This is a genomic window from Granulicatella elegans, assembly GCF_020735385.1.
Taxonomy (GTDB): Bacteria; Bacillota; Bacilli; order Lactobacillales; family Aerococcaceae; genus Granulicatella; species Granulicatella elegans_B.
Genome location: NZ_CP085953.1, coordinates 614,271 through 637,296 on the forward strand (window position 1 = coordinate 614,271; position 23,026 = coordinate 637,296).

The window sequence follows — 23,026 nt, forward strand, 5'->3', positions numbered from 1 at the left end:
ACACAATTTGAAAAAAGAACTGACAGCAGTAAAAAACAGAATAAAGAAGTTAAAGGATAAAAAGGCTCTGATTGATGAAGAATTGGAGCCTTTGTTCATTCGTGAGGAAGAACTTGAAAACGAAGAAATTATTGCCATTTGCAGAAAGAACAACATTACAATCAGTGATTTAATGGCAAAAGTAAACAGAGAAAAAGCAGAAGTGAAAAAGGAGAAAACAAATGAAAACCAGTTTGAAAAATAAAAGAATTACAGCTATTGTTGTAGCTTTTACCCTGTTAATGGGTGGAGTTTTAGGGGTGTTAAAAGTTGGTGCAAAGACAGTATTTGCGTCAAATGAACCGCCTGAAAAATATGAAACATATTATGAACTGAAATTTGAGGATCATACTTCAGATGACACCTTTAGAGGATTTTATTATGTAGGAAAAGAAAATAAAGAAGGTCAGCCATTGAACTTTAAGTTTTCCTTATCAAAATCCTTTGAAGAAAAGGGCGGTGTGGTTGTCGATAAGTATAATGAAACCTTTACCAATGAGAACATGGACAAGGAAAATGAGTTAGATGATCTAAGATATATGACAAAGAAAACTTATCCTTATTATCGAATTCATAATGTAGGGACAGGTGCTTTTACAAGTATCGTTTCTCCAAGAGATAAAGATAATTACTATATTGGAGATATTACAGAAAATGCGGAAGAGCGAACCGTAAAAGGAAAGAAAGTAAATGTCATTGTCTATACCTGCCCTGTTTTACAGTTAAATAGAAAAATTGAGAAAGTAACAGTTGACTATGAGGGAGAGCTTAAAGAGGAAACAAAGAACGCTATTATTGGCAGAGTAAAGGAAGCAAATCCCAATATCAATAATGTAAAAGAAATTAAGATTGTTAAGGACAAGCTGATTATTGAAACATGGAACAGATTTCATACCGGTGTACCATACCTTGAATTACCTTTAGAGGATTTATATAAGAGGGTAGCGAATGCGTCAGCTCAAACAGATAATAAGGATACAAAGGATCAGGAAAGTCAGACAAAAAGTGAAGTAAAGGTCAAATATCAATATCAGGACGGAAAGGTATATAAGGAGTATTCAGCTTTCTTTGACAAAAATCAGATGATTGATGCGTCTGACCTTGAAATGCTTCCTGATAATATGAGTTTTAATGACGATTTTGTAAGCTACACAGTAAAAGGTGATGGAAGCGATAGTATTATCCGAATTGTAAAGAAGTTAGAAAGTAATGCTCAGACGCAGACGGAAAAGCCAAAAACAGAAGATAAGGGAACTCAAACAGAGCTTAGCAAAGATGATATTTCCAAAATGGAAAAGGAATCTAAGGAACTTCAGGAAAAACTTGATAAGCTAAGTCAGGAGATTAAGGACAAGGATAAATTAAGCGACAAGCAAAAGGAGAAAATCAAAGACCTTGAGGAAAAAATAGATAAGCTGAAGGAAAAACTTGAAAAGGGCAAAGACGATAAGGACTTATCGGCAGATATGAAAAAGGAGATTGAGAAGCTAACTGAGAAAATTAAGGAGCTTGAGAAAAAGACGAATGAGGTTGGCAAGGCTACAGTTACGCATAATCCTACTGTAACACCAATCAGCCCTATCTCCGGAATGAAAACAGGAACAGGAAACTTTCCTCAAACATCTGTAAGTGATACGGGTAAAGGCTCATCATCACAGGATAATACAGGAAAGATTACAAAGGACACAAATATTGGTAAGAATAATGGCAAAGAAAAAGAAGTTCGTTATCCCAATAAGCTGACACCGAAACAACCTGCCAATAACAGCGGTCAGGATTCCTCTATGGATGGTTCAAGTAAGAATGTAAATACCAATAAAGGAGTTGCTTCTGCTCCATCAAAGGCACGAGGAACTGTTACGGAAAATAAGGATAATGCGAACAAGGATTATCCAATTCACCATAATGACAGTAAAGATAATAAAGAAACGGATAAATATTCTGCTGATGCAAGACAGTTTGTTACCTTTACTACTAAGAATGGCAAGACCTTTCATTTAATCATCAATCACGATGAGGATAGCGAGAATGTCATGCTCCTAACAGAAGTATCAGAAGATGATCTTCTCAATATGGTTGAAAAGAAAGAAGCTCCGAAACAGGAAATTAAAAAGGAAGAACCTGAAAAAGAAGAACCTAAGCCAGTAAAAAAAGAAGAAAGCAGCAATATGGGAACTTACTTAATTCTCATTCTTGTAGTAGCAGGAGCATTAGGGGCAGGATATTATTTCAAGGTCATTAAGAAAAAAGAAGATAAGGAGCTTGAAGGCTTTGAGGAGGAAGATGATGATTTCTTTTCGGAGGCAGAAGAAAGTGAAAATGAAACAGATGAAACAGAAACAGAAGATAAAGAAGATGATGAGTTAGAGTAGATTTGCACCTAAAACTATACAATATTTGGGGCAAAATACAGGGCGAGAGAGTAAAATCTTTCGCCCTCTTATTTTGAAAAACAGGAGGATAAATATATATGAAACTTGTAATTGCTGAAAAACCAAGTGTTGCAATCTCTATTGCAAAAGTGATTGGAGCTACAAAAAAGAAAGACGGATATTATGAAGGAAACGGATACAAGGTAAGCTGGTGTGTTGGACATTTAATTCAAATGGCAAATCCTGATAGTTATGATGAAAAATATGCGAAGTGGAATATGGCTGATTTACCGATTATCCCAAAAGAATATAAGTATGAGATTGCAAAGTCCACAAAGAAACAATTTACGATTCTTAAAAAGCTGATGAATGGTAAGGATATAGACATCGTGATAAATGCCTGCGATGCAGGGCGTGAAGGAGAAGCCATCTTCAGACTTGTCTACAATCAGGCAAATTGTAAAAAGCAGATGAAACGCCTTTGGATTTCATCAATGGAAGATAGTGCCATAAAGGAGGGCTTTGATAACCTGAAAGACGGAAGTTTTTACGATAATCTATTTGAATCATCACAAGCAAGGGCGATTGCAGATTGGCTTGTGGGAATGAATTTAAGCAGACTGTATTCGTGTCTATACAAGCAAAATTACAGTGTGGGCAGAGTTCAAACACCTACCCTTGCAATGATTGTAAATAGAGATGATGAGATAGCCAATTTCAAGAAAGAAAAATATTTTACAGTCGAACTTTCTATGAATGGTTTTACACTATCAACAGATAGAATTGATGATGAAATAACAGCGGAACAGCTCTTAAATTTAGTAGGCGATAAGATAGAAATTACCGATGTTATTCAAAAGGAAAAGATAACAAAGCCTGAGCTGCCATTTGACCTGACAACGCTTCAAAGAGAGTGCAATAAATATTTTGGATACTCAGCTAAGCAGACACTTGATTATGCTCAAAGTCTTTACGAAAAGAAACTGATTACCTATCCAAGAACAGACAGCAGATGCCTTACTGAAGATATGATTGTAAGTACGGTTAATAACATTTTAGGAAAGAATGATTTTGACACAGGGCGTATCAAGACGGTATTTAATTCTAAAAAGGTTACAGACCATCATGCGATTATACCGACAGCAAGCAGTATGAATGGGGACTTAACTTCTCTTCCGGAAAGTGAATTTAAGGTATATGAACTTATTTTAAATAAGCTACATGCAAGTGTAGGCTATCCTTTAATTGAGAATACAACGAAGATTGTGGCTGAATTTGATGGATTTGAATTTACAAGTAGTGGAAAGGTGATTGTAAATGAGGGCTTTACCAAATACCTAAACGAATATGCAAAAAAGAAAAATGAAGCTACAGTGCTTCCGGATGTAAAGATTGGTTATAGTCTTGATATTAAGAACAAAGAGATAAAAGAAAAATACACATCACCGGCTAAACATTTTACGGAAGATCTTCTTCTAAAGGCGATGGAGCTTGCAGGAAATGACGCATTGGAAAAAGGTGTAGAAGTTGAGCGAAAAGGACTTGGAACACCTGCAACAAGAGCAGGAATCATTGAAAATTTAATCTTTAAAGGTTTTGTAGAAAGAGATAAAAAGAATCTTATTGCTACATATAAAGGAATCAGCCTTGTAACTATTGTAGCCGATACATTTAAATCGGCAGAAACAACAGCAAAGTGGGAAATGGAGTTATCGGATATTGCACAGGGAAAATCTTCAAAGAAAGAATTTTTAGAGGCGATTGAAAATGAGATAAAGGAAGTAGTTTCAACTTATAGCAAGTAAAACACTACCAATTTCAAGGTGGAAAAAATGCCCTAAAAATGCTATAATATAAGGTAATCAATTTAATGATTGAGAGGTGATTATGTGTCTAAAATAAATGTTGAAGGTTCAGAAATCAGCATTATTGCCATAGATAATAGGGACTACATTTCTTTGACAGATATGGTTAGAAATATTGAGAACGGCTCTGCTTTAATAGAAAAATGGCTTAGAAACAAGAATACAATAGAGTTTTTAGGTATTTGGGAAGAAATGTATAATACAAATTTTAATTCCCCCGAATTCGAGGGAATTAAAAATGAAGCAGGATTTAACCGATTTATTTTATCTGTTAAGCAGTGGGTAGAAAAAACGAATTCTATCGGTATAGTTGCGAGAGCAGGAAGATATGGCGGAACTTATGCTCACAAAGATATAGCATTTGAGTTTGCTTCTTGGGTATCTCCATACTTTAAATTGTATTTGATTAAAGAATTTGAACGCCTAAAGGAAGAAGAACAAAAGAAGTTAGGCTGGGATATAAAAAGGAATTTGGCAAAAATCAATTATAGGATTCATACAGATGCCATTAAAAATAAACTTGTACCTGAAAAACTTTCAAAAGAAAAAATTAACTTTATTTATGCAAGTGAGGCAGATATTCTTAATGTTTCTTTGTTTGGAATAACAGCGAAAGAATGGCGTGATGAAAATCCGGATTTGAAAGGAAATATTAGAGATTATGCAGATATATCGCAGCTTGTATGCCTTTCTAATCTTGAAAATCTTAATGCGGTATTTATAAATGAGGGCATGAGTCAATCTGAAAGACTGGAAAAACTAAATTCAATAGCAATTGAACAGATGAAGATATTATCCGAGAGTGAATCAATTAAAAAGCTGAAATAGGATGATAATGCAATATTATTACAAAGGTGATTAGAGTAAAATCTAACCGCCTTTTTTGTTTGTAAAAAAAGAAGGAGGTAAACATGCGAATAAATGATTTTCATAACATTTTGGAGCTAATAAAACAAGATATTCTGCAGAGTGAAGCAGAGTATCTGAAGCTCTTAAAGGTTGTCGGAAACAATCAGAAATATGATTTTAGAAGTCAGTTAAGTATTTATGATAAAAATCCTGAAGCGACAGCTTGTGCCAAGTTTGACTACTGGAGAGAACACTTTAACCGAACTGTCATGCGAGGTCAAAAGGGTATTCCCATTTTAGAGGACTATGGCACATACAAAAAGGTGGACTATATCTTTGATATTAGTCAGACAGTTTCCAAAAACAGAGATGTCAATGAGGTAAATCTTTGGAGATTTGATAAAGAAGCTCATAGAGATGTATTAAAAGAAATGATAAAAGCTGAGGGCTATCAAGAAAGCGAAAGCACCTTAGAAAATATCTTTTCCTTAAGTAGGCTTTACGGAGATGAAAAAATAGATAGCTTGATGAATGAACTTAGAATATCTGATGAGGACAAAATATCCTTTACCAAGTTTGCAAGGGACTCAGTGAGCTATGCAGTAGCTTCAAGATTTAAGTTAGACTATCCTGTGGATAAGGAGCTGTTAAAGGAAAACTTTGCAATGCTTGACAGCATTTCTCTTATGAGCCTTGGAGAAACGGTATCGGACATTAGCGGAACAGTCATTGATGCAACCATTCAAAAAAGCAAAGAGTTAGAGCTTCAAAAAGAAGTTTTAAGAGGTAAAGAAGCAGGATATAATAAAATAAAAGAAGAATTAGAGGAGGTAGAAGAAAATGTACTTCGACGAGATGATCAGGAAAGAATTAGTGAAAACGAGCGAATTTTCCGAAATGGAGAGTACGGACGAGATAATAGAGAAAATCAAAGAGAATACACTGAATCAGTTAGAGGAACAGGAGGACTTCATCAAGGAATATCCGAATCCGGTGTACGCAGTGATGAGACTGGATTATCTTTCAAGCAGCGAGGAGCAGAGCAACTTCGAGATGTTAGTGGATCTATACAAGGAGAAGAAGCTGATAGGACACCTGATGGATACTCAGAAACAGGCGATAGAGTTTATGAGAGCAGAGAAGCCGAAACTGATGATGGCTTGGAAGATAGAGGACGAGAGCCATCCGCAGTACAAAGCGATGATTTCAGCCCTCAAAGAAATGACCATCAAGGAGATAGTGGAAATCTAAAAGAAAATACGGATAAAGAGATAAGAGAAGCTGACAAGGCTTCTTTTTCTTTACCCGAAAACAGATCAGGGCAGATTAAACTTACAATACCTCTTACTCAAAATGATATTGACAGTATTCTTGTAAATGGTGGAAACCATGAGGGCGAAAGACTTCCTATCATTGCTGAATTTTCCAAAGGGAAAACAGTAGAAGAATTAGGAGAATACCTTAAAGATACCTTTAGAGGCGGAAACGGTTTATTTCTTAATGGAGCAGAAGTATCTTCCTGGTATTCGGATAAAGGCATTCATTTAGCTTATGGAACTTCTGCAAGAGAAGATAGCACGCAAATTTTAAGCTGGAGTGATGCTGCAAGAAGAATCAATGAGCTTTTAGAAAATGGAGAGTTTGCTACAAATGTAGAGATTTTGAAAGCACATGACTATGCAAGAGATAGAGTTTCAGAATCGCTATGGTATCTATATCACGATTTAAGCGAAGAAGGAAAAACACAAGGTTATTTTGACTTTATAGAAAGGGGTGGTGGCTTTCCGAAAGAAACAAGACAGTTATCGGAAGCTCTTAAAAATCCTGACTATCTAAAAAATGTTATTTCCGAGTACAGTCGCTTTTTGAAAGGATATAGAGAAAACAAAGATGTACTAAGATTTCATTATCACAAGGTAGATAGCCTTTATCAGAAATTACAGGAGCTTGCACTTCCAAGAAAGGAATATATCTCTAACCTAACTGAACTTCCAAAAGTACATGGCTTTATTACAGAAGATGAAGTCCTTGCTACGATTTCAAGGGGAAGTGGAGTCGATAAGGGAAAAGAGCGAATTACTAAGTTTTTCAAAGAAAATCATACCTTGCAGGAAAAAGCAAATTTCTTAAAAGATGAGTATGGAATCGGAGGTCATTCTCATGCTGTTTCAGGAGCAAAGGGAAGTGATGAATGGCACGATGCAAAGGGACTTAAATTACAGAAGAATCATTGTAACGATGTATTTCTTACATGGTCAAATGTAGCAAAGCATATAGATGAGCTGCTTTCTAAAAATCTTTATCTTGAAGAAAAAAATATTGAAAGCAAGGTAGAGATAGAAGAACAAAAAGAGCCAAGTTATTATTCTAAAGATGATCCAAATAATCTAATGACTGATGAAATGCTTGAGAGAGTGCCTGAGCTTTATGCACAGGAAGATGTAGCCTTAGCAGACAAACAGGTTCATGCAGCATACATCATTCCATTTAGAAGTAACTGGACTTGGTATATGACGGAGTATGACAGGGAAAGTAAAGATGCTTTTGGACTTGTTTTAGGAATTGAACCTGAATGGGGATATTTTAATCTTGAGGAGCTAAAGGAATTAAATGCCCAAAGACTTGTTTTAGAGGATTTCCCAAAGACCTTTAGAGAACTGAAAGACAGTGAACTTAAAAAGCAGATGGATGAGCAGGAGCTTAACCATGTTTTTAATGGAGAACTCAGTTTTGAGGACAATATTGCAGAGCTTGAAGCACCTGAAGAAGTAGAAGAAAGAATACAAGCAGAACCTTTTCAGGCTACCTTATTAGATTATCTAAAGGAAAGAGAAGAAGTAGAACTTAACGAAAAAGAGGATAACCCTTCAGATGAGTTTGCAGTTAAAGAAGGTGATACCGTCTATTTTAATCATGAGGAGTACAAAGCAAGAGAGATCTCTAAAAATCAAATCACAGGAAGAAATGATTTGTGGCTTGATCCTGTAAGGCAAGGTAATCATCAAATTCCGATTATATCCTTTATAGATGATGAGGATTTATTAAGACAAGTAAATCTTGAAAGACCTGAATTTATCATCGGTGATGAAGTGAAGTACAAGGGAAAAGAGTATACCATCACAAGATTTGATGATATGGGAAATAACCTAAAGACAGTAACGGTCAAGGATAATACAGAGTATCTTGGAGGTATGATTACAGGCTCCGATGTAATTCCTTATCGTAAGGAAAGTGAGCTTGATAGAATCTTTAAAAATATGACCAATGAGAAGCCCGAAAAGACTTTTAAGGAAGCAGAAATAAAGAAAAATGAGGCTCACAATTTCAAGATTGCAGAAGAAACGATCCCTGCAAAGTTATCTCCAAGTGAGAGATTAAACAATAATCTTGAAGCAATCTCTATGCTTAATAGGATTGAAAGTGGAGAACGAGAGCTTGATATTACAGCTCAGGAAGTTTTAGCAAAATATGTAGGCTGGGGTGGATTATCTGAAGTCTTTGATGAAAGTAAGGATGGACAGTGGAAAGAGGCAAGAGCCTTCTTAAAGGAAAATCTATCGCCATCAGAATATGAAGCTGCAAGAGAATCTACCCTAACGAGTTTTTACACACCGAAAGCAGTCATTGACGGAATATATAAGACGCTTTCAGGTATGGGATTTAAACAGGGAAATATCCTTGAACCGTCAATGGGTGTTGGGAACTTTATCGGTAATCTACCTGATGAAATGAGTAAGTCAAAATTTTATGGTGTGGAACTTGATTCGGTAAGCGGGCGTATTGGAAAACTCTTATATCCTGAAAGTGATATACAGGTTAAGGGGCTTGAAGAAACTTCCTTTTCCAATAACTTCTTTGATGTAGCAATCGGAAATGTTCCATTTGGAGAGTATAAGGTAAATGACAGGGAATACAATCGTAATAACTTTCTTATCCACGATTATTTCTTTGCCAAGTCCATTGATAAGGTAAGAAACGGCGGTGTTATCGCCTTTATTACATCTTCAGGAACAATGGATAAAAAAGACGAAAGTGTAAGACGCTATCTTGCAGCAAGAGCCGAATTTTTAGGAGCAATCAGACTTCCAAATGATACCTTTAAGGGTGTTGCCGGCACAGAAGTAACTTCGGATATTATCTTCCTAAAGAAAAGAGATAGCGTATTAGAGCGCGATGAAGATTGGATACACCTTGCAGAAGATGAAAATGGACTTTCATATAACAAATACTTTGTTGATCATCCTGAACAAGTGCTTGGCACAATGCGTGAGGTAAGCGGAAGATTTGGAAAGACACTCACTTGTGAACCGATAGCTTTTTTAGGGCAAGAGAACAATATGGCTTCGTTAAAGGAGCGTATCGAGATTGCAGGAGAAAGAATTTCAAAAGATGCCAAGTATGAAGAAGTAGAGCTACTTGATGATGAGATCACTTCTATCCCTGCAACTGATGATGTAAAGAACTTTTCTTATACCTTAATTGATGATGAAGTCTATTACAGAGAAAATTCACTCTTTATCAAAAAGGAAGTATCAGATAAAAACAAAGAAAAAATCAAGGATTATCTTGAGCTGAATGCTGTTTTAAAAGATGTAATTTACAAGCAGAAAGAAGATTTTAGCGAGGAAGAAATCAAGGCTTCACAGGAAAAACTAAATGAAGTATATGATAACTTTTCAAAGAAGCATGGCTTTGTAAATAACCTAAGTAATACCAGAGCCTTAAAAGAGGATAGCAACTTCCCGCTTGTTTCTTCCATTGAAATCCTTGATGAAGAAGAAAACTTTAAGGCAAAGGGAGATATTTTCTCCAAGCGAACAATCACAAAGGCGAAGGTTATCGACCATGTAGACACTTCCCTTGAAGCTCTTGTTTTATCGGTATCTGAAAAAGGCTATGTGGACTTTGACTATATGGGAAGTCTTACAGGAAAAGACAGAACGACCTTAATTGAGGAGCTTCGAGGGGAAATCTATCTAAATATCAGAGAAGAACAAAACTTTTACAGACCGCTTTCATTTAACTTAGAGGATGGCGATTTACCTTTTGCCTGTGCAAATGGCAGCAATTCCTATAAATATGGCTATGTAACAAAAGATGAATACCTAAGTGGGAATATCAGGGATAAGATTGCCATAGTAGACAGTTACTTATCAAAGCTCAGACAAACGGAAAGAGAACTCCCTCATCTTGGTTTCGCCGAGAATGGAAAAGAAAAAGAGCTGATAAGATATGAAATGAACCGTTTGGAATATCAAAAAGCAGAGCTTACAAAAGTTCTTCCAAAGGAATTGGAAGCAAGTGAAATCAATGTGCGTCTTGGTGCAACTTGGATACCGATTAAAGATATTGAGAAATTCATCTTTGAAACGCTAAAAACTCCGGGATATGCCAAATGGGATATTAAGGTTAAATTTTCAAATTTGACAAGCGAATGGAATGTAGAAGGAAAAAGCAGGGACAGGGGAAATGACCTTGCTGAGATGACCTTTGGTACATCAAGGGTAAACGCCTATAAGCTGATTGAAGATGCCTTAAATCTGAAAGAAACAAAGGTATTTGACCAGATTGTAAATCCGGATGGCTCTAAAACTTCTGTCTTAAATAAAAAAGAAACCATGCTTGCAGGACAAAAGCAGGAGCTATTAAAAGAAGAGTTTAAAAACTGGATATTTAACGATCAGGAAAGAAGAAACCGTCTTGTAAAACTGTATAACGAGCGTTTTAACTCCATCCGCAATAGAGAATATGACGGAAGTAATCTTTCTTTTGAGGGAATGAATACGGAGATTGATTTAAGACCTCATCAAAGAAATGCCATAGCAAGAAGTCTTTATGGAGGAAATACCTTACTTGCCCATGTAGTAGGAAGTGGAAAGACCTTTGAAATGGTAGCTTCCGCAATGGAAAGTAAAAGGCTTGGAATGTGCAGTAAGTCCTTATTTGTTGTACCCAATCACTTAACAGGACAAATCGGGCGTGAGTATATGCAGCTATATCCGTCAGCTAACATTATGGTGGCTGATAAGAAAGACTTTGAGCCAAAAAACAGAAAGAGATTTATTGGTAAGATTGCCACAGGGGAATATGATGCGGTTGTTATCGGACATACGCAGTTTGAAAAAATCCCTATGAGTAAGGAATATCAGGAGAAGCACATCCAAGATCAGATTGATGAAATCGTAAACTATGTAGAAGAATACAAGAATGATAGAAACCAGAACTTCACAGTAAAACAACTTGAAAAGACAAAGAAAAAACTGGAAACAAGGCTTGAGAAACTAAACGATGATTTTAAGAAAGACGATGTGATTACTTTTGAGGAACTGGGAGTTGATAAGCTCTTTGTTGACGAGGCACATGGCTTTAAGAACCTTTATCTCTATACAAAAATGCGTAATGTTGCAGGTATCGGACAGTCAGAAGCCTTTAAGTCCTCCGATATGTTTATGAAATGCCGATATATGGATGAAATGACAGGCGGAAAAGGCGTGGTCTTTGCCACAGGAACGCCTGTAAGTAACTCAATGACCGAGCTTTATACTATGCAAAGGTATCTTCAGTATGAAAGTCTTAAAAAGAACGGACTGGAGCATTTTGATTCTTGGGCTTCCACTTTTGGAGAAACTCAAAGCTCCTTTGAATTATCTCCTGAAGGAACAGGATATAGGGTAAAGACGAGATTTTCAAAGTTCTATAACTTGCCTGAGCTTATGTCTATGTTTAAGGAAGTTGCTGATATTCAGACGGCAGATATGCTTAATCTTCCTACACCTGAAGCTAACTACGAGGTTATTAAGACAGAGCCTTCTGAAGAACAAAAGGAAATCCTAAAGAGCCTTTCTAAAAGAGCAGATGATGTCAGAAATAGGGTTGTGGAGCCTGATGAAGATAATATGCTTAAAATTACTAATGACGGTAAGAAACTTGCCTTAGATCAGCGTTTAATCAATCCACTTCTTCCTGATAATCCTGATAGCAAGGTCAATGTATGCGTAAAGAATGTCTTTTCCATTTGGGATAAGACAAAAGAAAACAAATCTACACAGCTACTTTTTTCCGATATGTCTACTCCTAAAGGAGATGGAGAATTTAACATCTATGATGATATTAGAGAAAAGCTCGTAGCTATGGGCATACCGAAAGAAGAAATCGCCTTTATACATGAAGCGAATTCCGATAAGCAAAAGGATGAACTCTTTGCAAAGGTAAGAAAAGGGGAAATCCGTATCTTAATGGGTTCAACTCAGAAGATGGGAGCAGGAACGAATGTGCAAAACAAACTGATTGCTTTGCATGACCTCGATGTGCCTTGGCGTCCTGCCGACCTTGAACAGCGTGCGGGTAGAATTGTAAGACAGGGAAACGAAAATGAGAAAGTAAATATTTATCGTTATGTTACGGAGAATACCTTTGATGCCTACCTTTGGGTGCGACATGAAGTCGCTTAATTTAACTGTTTGGCATGATGACCAAACCAACTATTCCGTTAGTTGAGCCGAGTATCGACTGCACTTAGGTGTGGTAAGCCGATATTAAAGTAGCCCTACTTGATGTAAAACCGTGAGGTAATACCGAAACTGCTAGCAACAAGGCGGTTAGGGAGCGAGGCTTGATAATATGGCTAACATATGTGAACTACTGATAAATGTCGTTAAGGCGAACAGGCTAAAGTTGCTGATAAGCCTGAACCAAAATGGTGTGTAGTAGGATAATCCTTTCCGCAGTGGGATTACACGGACAAAAAGACTACCGGCAGAGAGGTAGAGCCTAAGTTATCAACGTTAATTAAGTGAAACATGGTAAGCCTGTACTATTGCCAAAAGGCAAGGCAAATCGTAAGAAATGCTGATAATGGTGCAGGTAAAGGAGAATGGAAAAAGCGAATGCCATCTTGTAATGAGATGGATAGGGGTTCAAAATTTGCCCTAACTTGAAAGAGTGCAGACTTCCATTTGGTTTTTAATCACAAGAGAACTTGTAGAATTTTTGAAAGGAGAAAGCAAATGAACAGTAAAATGTGTGCTACTACTAACAGAGCTAAAAACTGGGAAAGTATAGACTTTTCTCTAGCAGAAAGCTATGTTAAAAAACTACAAATGCGTATTGTGAAAGCGTGGAAAATGAGTAAATATGGAAAGGTAAAATCTTTACAACATTTACTCACAACTTCATTTTATGCAAAAGCCTTGGCTATTAAGAGGGTAACTGAAAATCAAGGCAAGAAAACAAGTGGTGTTGATGGTGAATTATGGCTAACATCACAGGCAAAGTATAAGGCGATAGAAAAGTTAAATTTAAGAGGATATAAACCTAAGCCTCTTAGAAGAGTGTATATACCAAAGAAAAATGGTAAGAAAAGACCTCTCAGCATTCCTACAATGACAGATAGAGCAATGCAAACACTATATAAATTTGCACTTGAACCCATAGCAGAAATTACTGCTGACCCTAATTCTTATGGATTTAGGGCAAAAAGATGTACACAAGATGCTATCGAGCAGTGTTTTACGTCACTCAATAAAAAGAAGTCTGCAAAATGGGTACTTGAGGGAGATATAAAAGGTTGTTTTGATAATATAAGTCATGAATGGATATTAAATAATATCCCAATGAACAAGAAATTATTAAAACTCTGGCTTGAGTGTGGATATATAGAAAAACAAAAAGTATTTCCAACAGAAACAGGAAGTCCACAAGGCTCGCCAATATCACCTATTATTTCCAATATGGTATTAGATGGTTTAGAAAAAGCAATCAAAGAGAAATACCATAGAAGAACAGTAAACAAGAAAACATATTTCCCAAAGGTTAATTTTGTTAGATATGCAGATGATTTCATTGTTACAGGAGAAAGTGAAGAATTGCTTGAAAATGGTGTAAAGCCAATCATTGTAAAATTCTTGGCTGAAAGAGGTTTAGAATTATCAGAGGAAAAGACACTTATAACACACATAAATGACGGTTTTGATTTTCTTGGAGTTAATATTAGGATGTATAAAGATAAGTTGCTTACAAAACCATCTGATAATAACTTCAAGGCTATTGTCGATAAAATCAGACGAATCATAAAAGATAATCCGTCAATGAAACAAGAAATTTTGATCAGAAAATTAAATCCAATCATTATAGGTTGGGTAAACTATCAGAAATATAATGTTTCATCTAAAGCCTTTGAAAAACTTGATTATGAAATATATAAAAGCTTGTGGACCTGGTGCGTTCGTAGACACCCAAAGAAAGGTAGAAAATGGATAGCTAAGAAATACTTCCATACCATTGGAAACAGAACCTGGACTTTCAGTGTAGCAACTGGCGATAGAATGGAAAATGGCGAGAAATACTATCTTCGTCTTAAATATGCTACAGACACTGATATTAAAAGATTTACCAAGATACAAGCTGAAGCAAATCCATTTGATGAAAATTGGCAAATATACTTTGAAGAAAGAGAAGATTTAAAAATACGAAACGAACTTAAAGGACGTACAGTTATAAATAGACTGTATAAAACGCAAAATGGAATATGCCCTGTTTGTGGAGAGAAAATAACTATAGATACAGACTTTAGAGTACATCAAACAATTCAAAATAACATTACCCTTAAAACTTTAGTACACCCTTGGTGTCATAGAAAATTGCATATAAATGATGAAGAAAACACGCTGGCTCTTTAATTAGGGCTTATAAAAACTTGAGCCGTGTGAGGGGAAACTCTCATGCACGGTTCTTAGAGGGGAAAGGGATAGTAATATCCCCGACCTACTCGACCAGACGATAGAAAACAAACAGAAATTCATTTCTCAGATTATGACTTCAAAGACACCTGTTCGTGTGGCAGAAGATGTGGATGAAAGTTCTCTCAACTATGCAGAAATTAAAGCTCTTGCCACAGGTGATCCGAAGATTAAAGAGAAGATGGACTTGGATAATGAGGTTACGAAACTAAAAATGCTTGAAGCAAACTATAAGTCTAACCGTTACAGATTAGAGGATAAAGTGGCGAAAAACTATCCTGAAGAAATTGCAAGAACGGAAAAACTAATTGAAGCTGTCAAAAAAGATATATCTGATGTAGAGCCTAAAGCGGAAGGTGAGGAAAAGTTTACTTCCATTACCATTGCAGGAGAAAAGATTACCGACAAGAAATTAGCCGGAGAAAGACTACTTGAAGCAATTTCAAAGATTAAAATCAATGAAAGCAAGGTTATAGGCAAGTATAGGAATATGGATTTAGAGGTAAGCTATAATTTCTTTACCAATGAGCATAACTTTAGCTTAAACGGTGCTGCAAAGCATTCAGGAGAGCTTGGAACAAGTGCGGACGGTAACATCACAAGACTGGATAACGCTCTTGAGAAAATGCCTGAGAAATTAAACAGGCTTGAAGAAAAACTCATCAGCACAAAGGAACAACTGGAAAATGCCAAAGAAGAACTCAAAAAGCCTTTTGAAAAGGCAGATGAGCTGAAAACTAAGGTATTAAGACTTGCAGAACTGAATAAGCTGCTCGATATGGGAGAAGTAGAAGAAAAGAGAAATGATAATCCGCTTATAGAAGATGTAAAAAGGGCAATCATTGATTTCTGTAACAGGGAGTATGAAGAAAATCACAGCTACGATGAATTTAATACCTTGTATCCTGACTTAAAGCATATCGGTATCGCCTATACCAATACACCGGATGAAAGACATGGTATTCAGTATGAGCTTAATTTAGATGAAAAAACTTGGACACAGTATATTGATGATACGCCTATAAAAACAGAGAGCTTCGATTATGAAAACAAGGGAGAGAATGAAGCTCTAAGGAATATGAAAAATGAAATAGAAATGTCCTCTTTTAGCGATTTAGTTTATGTTGATTCCGAAGATTTAAGAGCAGCAACAGGACTTGATATTGATGATGAGGGTAACTTCTATGATCCACTTTCTAAAGACCTCGATAATGACGGTATTCCTGATAGATATGACAATGACTTTAAGGACAGTGATTATTTTGAGTCAACTTATGATGTGGAGGACAATCTTCATAGCAAAGAAGAAACCGCACAAAAATCAGATGATAAGCCATCTATTTTAGGACAGATAAGAGCCTATCAAAATGAAAGTAAAACAGAAGAAAAGCAAAAAACAAAAGAACAGGAAATTTTAAGATAAGGGGAGGGTAACCTCCCTTTTGCCATGAAAGGAGACAAAAACATGGATTACAAAACAATGAGAAATCAAATAGAAGATATGGTAAATGATAATCATAAGGACTTTGTAAAAGCGATTATAAGCGTAGAAAAAGGTATCAATGATGAAAGTGCTTTAGACAAGCTCTATGACGCTTATATGGACAATGACAGCCTTAATTTGCTACATGAGGAATTTGACTACATGATTGATGATTTAAGGGAACAGGGACAGATAAAAGATCTGCCTTATGTTCAGGAAGAAAAGGATAATCTTATCAATATCGTTGGCAATATTGTAGGGGAAGTCGATTTAGTTGAAAGGGAAAATAAGAACGGAGAAGCCTTTAAGGTAGCTAATTTCTCCGTAGTATCTAAAGACGATGAAGGAAACAAGGTATATCGCAACTGCTCCGCTTATGGAGAAAAAAGCGATATTCCAAAGGACTTTAAGCAGGGAGACTTTGTTAAGCTCTTTGGACAAATAAGAACATCCATTGATGATAACGGCAAGGAGCATAGCAACATCAGGATACTTTCTTCAAAGCTACTAAAGGCAAAGGAACAAATGAAAGGACAAGAAGAAAAGAAAGAATCTGTACTTGGAGCTATCAAGAAATATCAGGCGGAAGATAAGGAAAAGCCAAAAGAAAAGAAAGAAGCAAGCAAAGAAGCTGAGAGATAAATTTATGGTCGGTGTGGTCTTAGGACTGCACCGACTCTTTTTTTATACAAATGGCGTATGTTTGCGTAAAAGGAAGTTTGTAGTGAAAAAAGTGAATAAATATGATATAATGATAAAAAAGAAATCAGATGCATGGGGAGGACAATTGTGTCAAAAATAAGTTATAAAAAGCTATTTAAAAAAATGATAGATTTAGACATGAAAAACTCTGAGCTAATGGAAAAAGCGGAAGTTAGTCGAAGTACTTTTTATAAAATGAAGAATAGTGAGAATATCACTACTGATGTGATTGTCAGAATATGTGATAGTTTGAACTGTGGTATAAATGAAATTATGGAGTTGGTGAATGATGAAAATAATTGATTATGTAATTGAATCTACAAATAAATATATTGAACAGATGCCAAAAGAAATTCGCAAGAAAAATGGGCAATTTTTTACAAGCAAAGAAACAGCTCTTTTTATGGCATCATTATTTGATTTATCATCATTTTCAAAAGAAATTTCTATACTTGATCCGGGAGCGGGTTCAGGGATACTTACTGCGGCACTTGTCCAAAGAATAATTGATACAGATAAGATTAAAACGATAAAAATAACTTGTTATGAAACTGATGGTGATATTTTAGAACTTTTAAATAAAAATTTGTTGTGGATAAGAGACAATTCATCATTAAAAATTGAATACAAAATAGTCAAAGATAATTATATAACGAGTCAAACGCTTGAATACAACAACATGCTGGGTGCGTGTACTGAACCTGAAAAATACGATGTGATTATAGGAAATCCGCCTTATTTAAAGATTGGGAAAACGGCTAATGAAGCTTTATCTATGCCTGACATCTGTTATGGAGCACCAAACTTGTATTTTCTTTTTATGGAGATGGCAAGTTTTAATTTAGTCGATAATGGCGAATTAGTATTTATCGTTCCGAGATCATGGACTTCTGGAGCTTATTTCAGAAAGTTTCGCGAGAAATTTTTAAGAGAAGTAGTTTTGAGGCATATTCATTTATTTGTGAGCAGAGATAAAGTTTTCGATAAGGAAGCTGTTTTGCAAGAAACAATAATTATTAAGGCTAAGAAAGAATCTAACAAGCCTAAAAATATTACTATAACTACAACGAACGCTAATTTTGATTTCGACAGCAAGACTGTTTTTGAAGCTCCTTACGATATGGTTGTTTCTGGAGAACACAAATATGTTTTTTTGATAACTGATAAAGAAGAAGCTGATACGATTAAAAAGGTAAATGAATGGAATGATACCTTGCCAACTCTTGGCTTGAAAATGAAAACTGGTTTGACAGTTGATTTTAGAAATCGAGAGTCTCTAAGAAATGATGCAGAGGAAAAAGCAGTTCCTTTATTTTATTCGCAACATATAAAAGATGGTAAAGTGATTTTTCCTGTTGGAAAAGAAAATGAGTATCTATTAACGGAGCAAAAAGGATTATTGCAGGAGAACACTAATTATTTATTTGTGAAAAGATTTACGGCAAAGGAAGAAAAGCGTAGATTACAATGTGGAATTTATTTAGCTAAAAATTTTTCAACATATAAGGCAATTAGCACACAGAATAAGATAAATTTTATTACAGGCTTACAAGGATTATCAGATTGTTTGGTTTATGGTTTGTATGTTGTAATGAACTCTACGCTTTATGATAATTATTACAGAATTTTAAATGGATCAACTCAAGTGAATGCTACTGAAATTAACTCGATGCCAATTCCGCCACTAACCTGTATTGAGAATATGGGAAAGGAACTGATTAAATTAAAGGATATGTCTGAAGAAAATTGTGATGAAATATTAGGGAGATTTATATATGTCTAAATTAGAAGAAGCAAAGAATATTTTAAGTGAGCTTAAGGTTCCACCAAAACAGCAGTCAGATCTATGTGGATATGTTATTTTGGCAATGGCAGATATTAAAAAGAATGATGAATGGGCTAATGCAACTAATAAATGGATAAGAATACATGATGTTATTGCCTTTATTAGAGAGTTTTATGAGGTTTCATATGCAGAGAATAGTAGAGAAACATTCCGTAAACAGGCGATGCATCATTTTAGGAATGCAGCATTTATTGAAGATAATGGGAAAGCAACAAATAGCCCTAATTACAGGTATCGATTAACTGATGAAATGTTGTTATTAGTAAAAACATTTCAATCAAGTCTGTGGGAAGAACAGAAGAATATTTTCTTAAAATCTCATCAGAACTTAATTGATCTATATAGTTCTAAAAAAGCAGTAAGAAAAATGCCTGTTAAAATAAACGGGGACGAGTTCACATTTTCTCCCGGTAAACACAATCAATTACAGAAATTTATTATTGAAGAATTTGCTCCACGATTTGCTGAGAACTCTGAATGTTTGTATGTTGGTGATACAATTCAAAAGGATTTGGTGAAGAATGAGGAGAAACTAAAAGAATTAGGCTTTGAGATAACACTCCATGACAAAATGCCGGATGTTGTTTTATATTCAGAAGATAAGAACTGGATTTACTTTGTTGAGTCTGTAACTTCTGTAGGTGCAATGGAGCCAAAAAGAATAAAAGAAATTGAAGAAATGACGGAAAATGTTTCAGCTGGGAAAATATATGTAACAGCATTTTTAGACTTTAAAACATTTAAGAAATTTTCAGAGTCTTTAGCGTGGGAAACGGAAGTATGGATTGCGGATATGCCAGACCATATGATTCATCTAAATGGGGATAAATTCTTAGGACCGAGAAAATAATGAGGGAGGTGTTTTTTATTAAAGGTGAAGTATCCAAAAAAGATTTGATTAGAGAAATTGAAAAAGCTATTAAAAGTGATGAATTAGGAGCATTTATTGGAGCAGGATTATCAATTCCTGCTGGGTTTTGTAGTTGGAAAGAACTTCTCAGAGAACCAGCAGAAGAGATTGGATTAGATGTTGAAAAAGAAAATGATTTGGTTAATTTGGCTCAGTATTATTCTAATTCGAAAAAGAGAACATCAATAGATGATCTTATCAAAGGTCAATTTTCTCAATTAGTAAAACCCACTGAAAATCATAAATTATTATCACAGTTACCCATTTCAACTTTTTGGACAACAAATTATGATAAGTTAATAGAAAAGGCTTTAGAAACCAATATGAAAAAGCCTTATGTAAAAACAAAGGATGAACAACTAAGAGGTACAAATTATAATTTTGATGCAATAGTATACAAATTGCATGGCGATGTAGAATCTCCTGAAGATGCAGTACTTACAAGAAGTGATTATGAAGAATTTGGATATAACAAAAGAAAATTATTCAGAGAGGTTTTAGAGGGCGATTTGCTTACCAAGACATTTCTATTTTTAGGATTTAGCTTTGAAGATCCAAACTTTAACTATGTAATAGGAAGATTAAGGGTATTACTCGACGAAAAGAATACAAGAAAACATTATTGTATTATGAAAAGAGTTCAAGATACTGATGAGGATTATGAGTACAAAAAAGTAAGACAAGAGCTGCAAATAGAAGATATAAATAGGTATGGTATTTTTACCTATTTGGTAGATGACTATAATGAAATTACTGACATATTAAGTATACTTGTAGATAGATATCGAAGAAAAACAATATTTGTATCGGGTAGTGCATATTGTTATCCGGGTTATTCTCATGAAACTGGTAAAAATTTTATTCACAAGCTATCTTTTGAACTATCAAAGAATGGTTATCGTATTGTGAATGGATATGGCAAAGGGGTAGGTGAATTTATATTAAATGGTGTCGCAGATTATTGCTTGAATCATAATTCCAAAATAAGTGATTTTTTGACGCTTATGCCTTTCCCGCAAAATAGCTCATTGGGAATAGATTTAGATAAGTTATATAAAGAAAATAGAGAGCAAATGATTGATAATTGCGGAATCGCTATATTCATTTTTGGAAACAAAGAAACAGAAAATATTGCAAGTGGAGTTATAGATGAATTTGAGTTATGTAAAAAGCATGGGTTAGTATGTTTACCAATTGAACATACTGGTGGGTCAGCTAAAGAAATATTCAATAAAATAACTCGAGAAATTACAGATAAAAATACAATAAGTGCAATTGAACAGGCAAATAAACAATGCGATGGCGATATTGATATGTCTGTTAAAAACATAGTTCAAGCAGTTAAAATATTAAACAAGGAGGAGCTTTAAATGGCAAAAAGACAGGTATTTTTTAGCTTTCATTACGATAATGATAATTGGAGGGCAGGACAGGTTCGCAACATGGGGAAAGTAGACAGTAGTTCTACCTTTTCTGATAATGACTGGGAGGAAGTAAAAGAAAAAACTGAAAGTAAAATTAAAGAATGGATTGATGAACAGTTGAATAAGCGTTCATGTTTAGTTGTTTTGATTGGAGAAAAAACAGCAAACAGAAAATGGATAAATTATGAAATAAAAAAAGCATATGAGTTAAATAAAGGAATTGTAGGAATCTATATTCACAAACTGAAAAACGCAAAGGGTGAACAAGATAGTAAAGGTTCTAATCCTTTTGATTACTATAATATAAGCGGAGTATCAATGTCTAAATATGTTAAATGTTTTGAGTCCAATTGGTCAGCAAGTGATAATGTTTATAATGACATCAAGGATAACATAGAAGATTTGATAGAATATGGTATTGAACACAAACCATCAACTTGGTAATAAATGATGGAGAGAAAAGCTATCTCTCCATCTCCTTACCCATGTAAATTCCATAGTTCTTTCGTATTTGATAAAGCTCGTCCATAGTAGATTTGGTAGAAGAATACTCTTGCATTAGGGTATTCTTTTTTTCTTGCAATTTATCAAGTTTATCTAAAATATTCTTTGAATTTGGAAGTTTAGAATAGGAGCTTTTTAGCTTGGAAAGAGCAGTTTCATAGAGCGCAATTTGCGATTTGTATTCTTCAAAAAATGCCTTGTCCGATGGATTTGCCTTATATTCCTTGTAACAGGCTCGATACTTTTTAACGGTATGAATTTGTTCCATCGTATTAGAAAGTAGCTGCATATCCTTGTCAATTTCTTTGATTTTATCTTGTAAGTTCTGTCTCTCTTCAGCACTTTTCCTAATGTATTCATCAAGCTGCTTAACGGATTTAATGCCATGTTCTCTGATAAAAATAACTGACTCAGCCATTGTATTTAAGTTATGCTTGGTTGCCCAATATTCATAGCCTTTGCTCTCTTTCACTTTGGCATTGGTATTCATATTGATGATATTTCCGATTCGTTTTTTGACAGGTGGGGTTTTAATCGTTTGATTTTCCGTAATACGCTCTTTTAATCTTTCTTCGGTATAGTCCTCACCAATCGTCTTAGCCCTTGTAAATCTTTGCTTATCTTTTGGCTTAAAAGCAATGTGTTTTCCATGTTTTATTTCATAACCAAGTTTCGCCATTTTCTTTAGAAATTCCTCCCAATCTTTAGACTGTTTTATCAAACGATCAATATCAAATTGAAGTCTGCTTTTCCAAGAATTGCCTTTCTTAGATTGCTCATTTTCATACCATGACTTACCATTTGTTTTGTACTTTCTCTTATAGCTCTCGTAGAACTCATCAATAACAGATAGATTATTTTCTTTGCATAGTTTATCGCTTTGATACCTGATTTGGTGGTAGCTTCTCTTGTTGGATTGGTAGCACTTGCCTGTAACTATATTTACATTATTGAATATGATGTGATTGTGGATATGCCCTTTATCTATATGGGTAGATAAGACATATTCGTACTCATCCTTTAATATCTTTTTACACAGTTCAAGACCGATTTGATGTGCTATTTCCGGACTTGCTTCTCCGGGTAAAAAGGATTGAATAAGGTGTCTTGCAAGAACAGTTCCGTTTGTTCCGGCATCATTTCGTGTTCTTAAAAACTGGGTATGAGCAGTTTCCTGATGGCATTTATGAGTGCTTACTAAGATTTGCTCATCTGTTTTTTCTCCATTAACAATATATGAAATGGCAAGATTAAGGGTTGATTTTATAGGATGTATTTTTGTAATAGCCATAAAA

General features: G+C 35.0%; 13 protein-coding genes and 1 pseudogene. 13 read left to right on the forward strand and 1 reads right to left on the reverse strand.

What is annotated here, in order from left to right; all coding sequences use genetic code 11:
* Positions 1–7 precede the first annotated feature (7 nt).
* The 13 genes and pseudogenes from LK443_RS03105 (at position 8) to LK443_RS03165 (ending at position 21,671) form a co-directional block, all read left to right on the forward strand.
* Complete coding sequence (locus tag LK443_RS03105; protein ID WP_000711923.1) at positions 8–244, forward strand: hypothetical protein; 237 nt, start codon at positions 8–10, stop codon at positions 242–244.
* Positions 222–2,411 carry a CD1107 family mobile element protein gene (locus tag LK443_RS03110; protein ID WP_227932082.1) on the forward strand — a complete coding sequence of 730 codons (2,190 nt, stop codon included), beginning with the start codon at positions 222–224 and terminating at the stop codon, positions 2,409–2,411. The genes LK443_RS03105 and LK443_RS03110 overlap by 23 nt, the downstream gene beginning before the upstream one ends.
* A 98-nt stretch (positions 2,412–2,509) precedes the next feature.
* Positions 2,510–4,216 carry a DNA topoisomerase 3 gene (locus LK443_RS03115; RefSeq protein ID WP_227932083.1) on the forward strand — a complete coding sequence of 569 codons (1,707 nt, stop codon included), beginning with the start codon at positions 2,510–2,512 and terminating at the stop codon, positions 4,214–4,216.
* Between the two features lie 84 nt (positions 4,217–4,300).
* Positions 4,301–5,104, forward strand: coding sequence for a KilA-N domain-containing protein (locus tag LK443_RS03120; protein ID WP_002843620.1), 804 nt, complete (start codon positions 4,301–4,303; stop codon positions 5,102–5,104).
* Between the two features lie 83 nt (positions 5,105–5,187).
* On the forward strand, positions 5,188–12,576 hold the full coding sequence (locus LK443_RS03125) for a helicase-related protein (RefSeq protein ID WP_227932084.1): 7,389 nt from the start codon (positions 5,188–5,190) through the stop codon (positions 12,574–12,576).
* Between the two features lie 555 nt (positions 12,577–13,131).
* Positions 13,132–14,802 carry a group II intron reverse transcriptase/maturase gene (gene ltrA / locus LK443_RS03130; protein ID WP_227932085.1) on the forward strand — a complete coding sequence of 557 codons (1,671 nt, stop codon included), beginning with the start codon at positions 13,132–13,134 and terminating at the stop codon, positions 14,800–14,802.
* 88 nt (positions 14,803–14,890) lie between these two features.
* Positions 14,891–16,285 (forward strand): annotated as a pseudogene (locus LK443_RS03135) (helicase); the annotation flags it as partial.
* A 42-nt stretch (positions 16,286–16,327) separates the two neighbouring features.
* A complete protein-coding gene (locus LK443_RS03140) occupies positions 16,328–16,987 on the forward strand; it encodes a DNA-binding protein (protein WP_227932087.1) in 660 nt (219 codons plus the stop codon).
* 147 nt (positions 16,988–17,134) lie between these two features.
* Complete coding sequence (locus LK443_RS03145) at positions 17,135–17,350, forward strand: helix-turn-helix domain-containing protein (RefSeq protein ID WP_000036627.1); 216 nt, start codon at positions 17,135–17,137, stop codon at positions 17,348–17,350.
* Entirely contained in the window at positions 17,334–18,830 is a 1,497-nt protein-coding gene (locus tag LK443_RS03150) for an Eco57I restriction-modification methylase domain-containing protein (RefSeq protein ID WP_227932088.1), read from the forward strand. The genes LK443_RS03145 and LK443_RS03150 overlap by 17 nt, the downstream gene beginning before the upstream one ends.
* Complete coding sequence (locus LK443_RS03155; RefSeq protein WP_004819958.1) at positions 18,823–19,743, forward strand: BsuBI/PstI family type II restriction endonuclease; 921 nt, start codon at positions 18,823–18,825, stop codon at positions 19,741–19,743. Before LK443_RS03150 ends, LK443_RS03155 begins: the two co-directional genes overlap by 8 nt.
* An 8-nt stretch (positions 19,744–19,751) precedes the next feature.
* Positions 19,752–21,173, forward strand: a complete 1,422-nt coding sequence (locus LK443_RS03160) for an SIR2 family protein (RefSeq protein ID WP_115312102.1) — start codon at positions 19,752–19,754, stop codon at positions 21,171–21,173.
* Complete coding sequence (locus LK443_RS03165) at positions 21,174–21,671, forward strand: TIR domain-containing protein (RefSeq protein WP_115312101.1); 498 nt, start codon at positions 21,174–21,176, stop codon at positions 21,669–21,671.
* 19 nt (positions 21,672–21,690) lie between these two features.
* On the opposite strand, the gene LK443_RS03170 is transcribed toward LK443_RS03165, so the two are convergent.
* Complete coding sequence (locus LK443_RS03170; RefSeq protein ID WP_227932089.1) at positions 21,691–23,022, reverse strand: relaxase/mobilization nuclease domain-containing protein; 1,332 nt, start codon at positions 23,020–23,022, stop codon at positions 21,691–21,693.
* Positions 23,023–23,026: the final 4 nt, after the last annotated feature.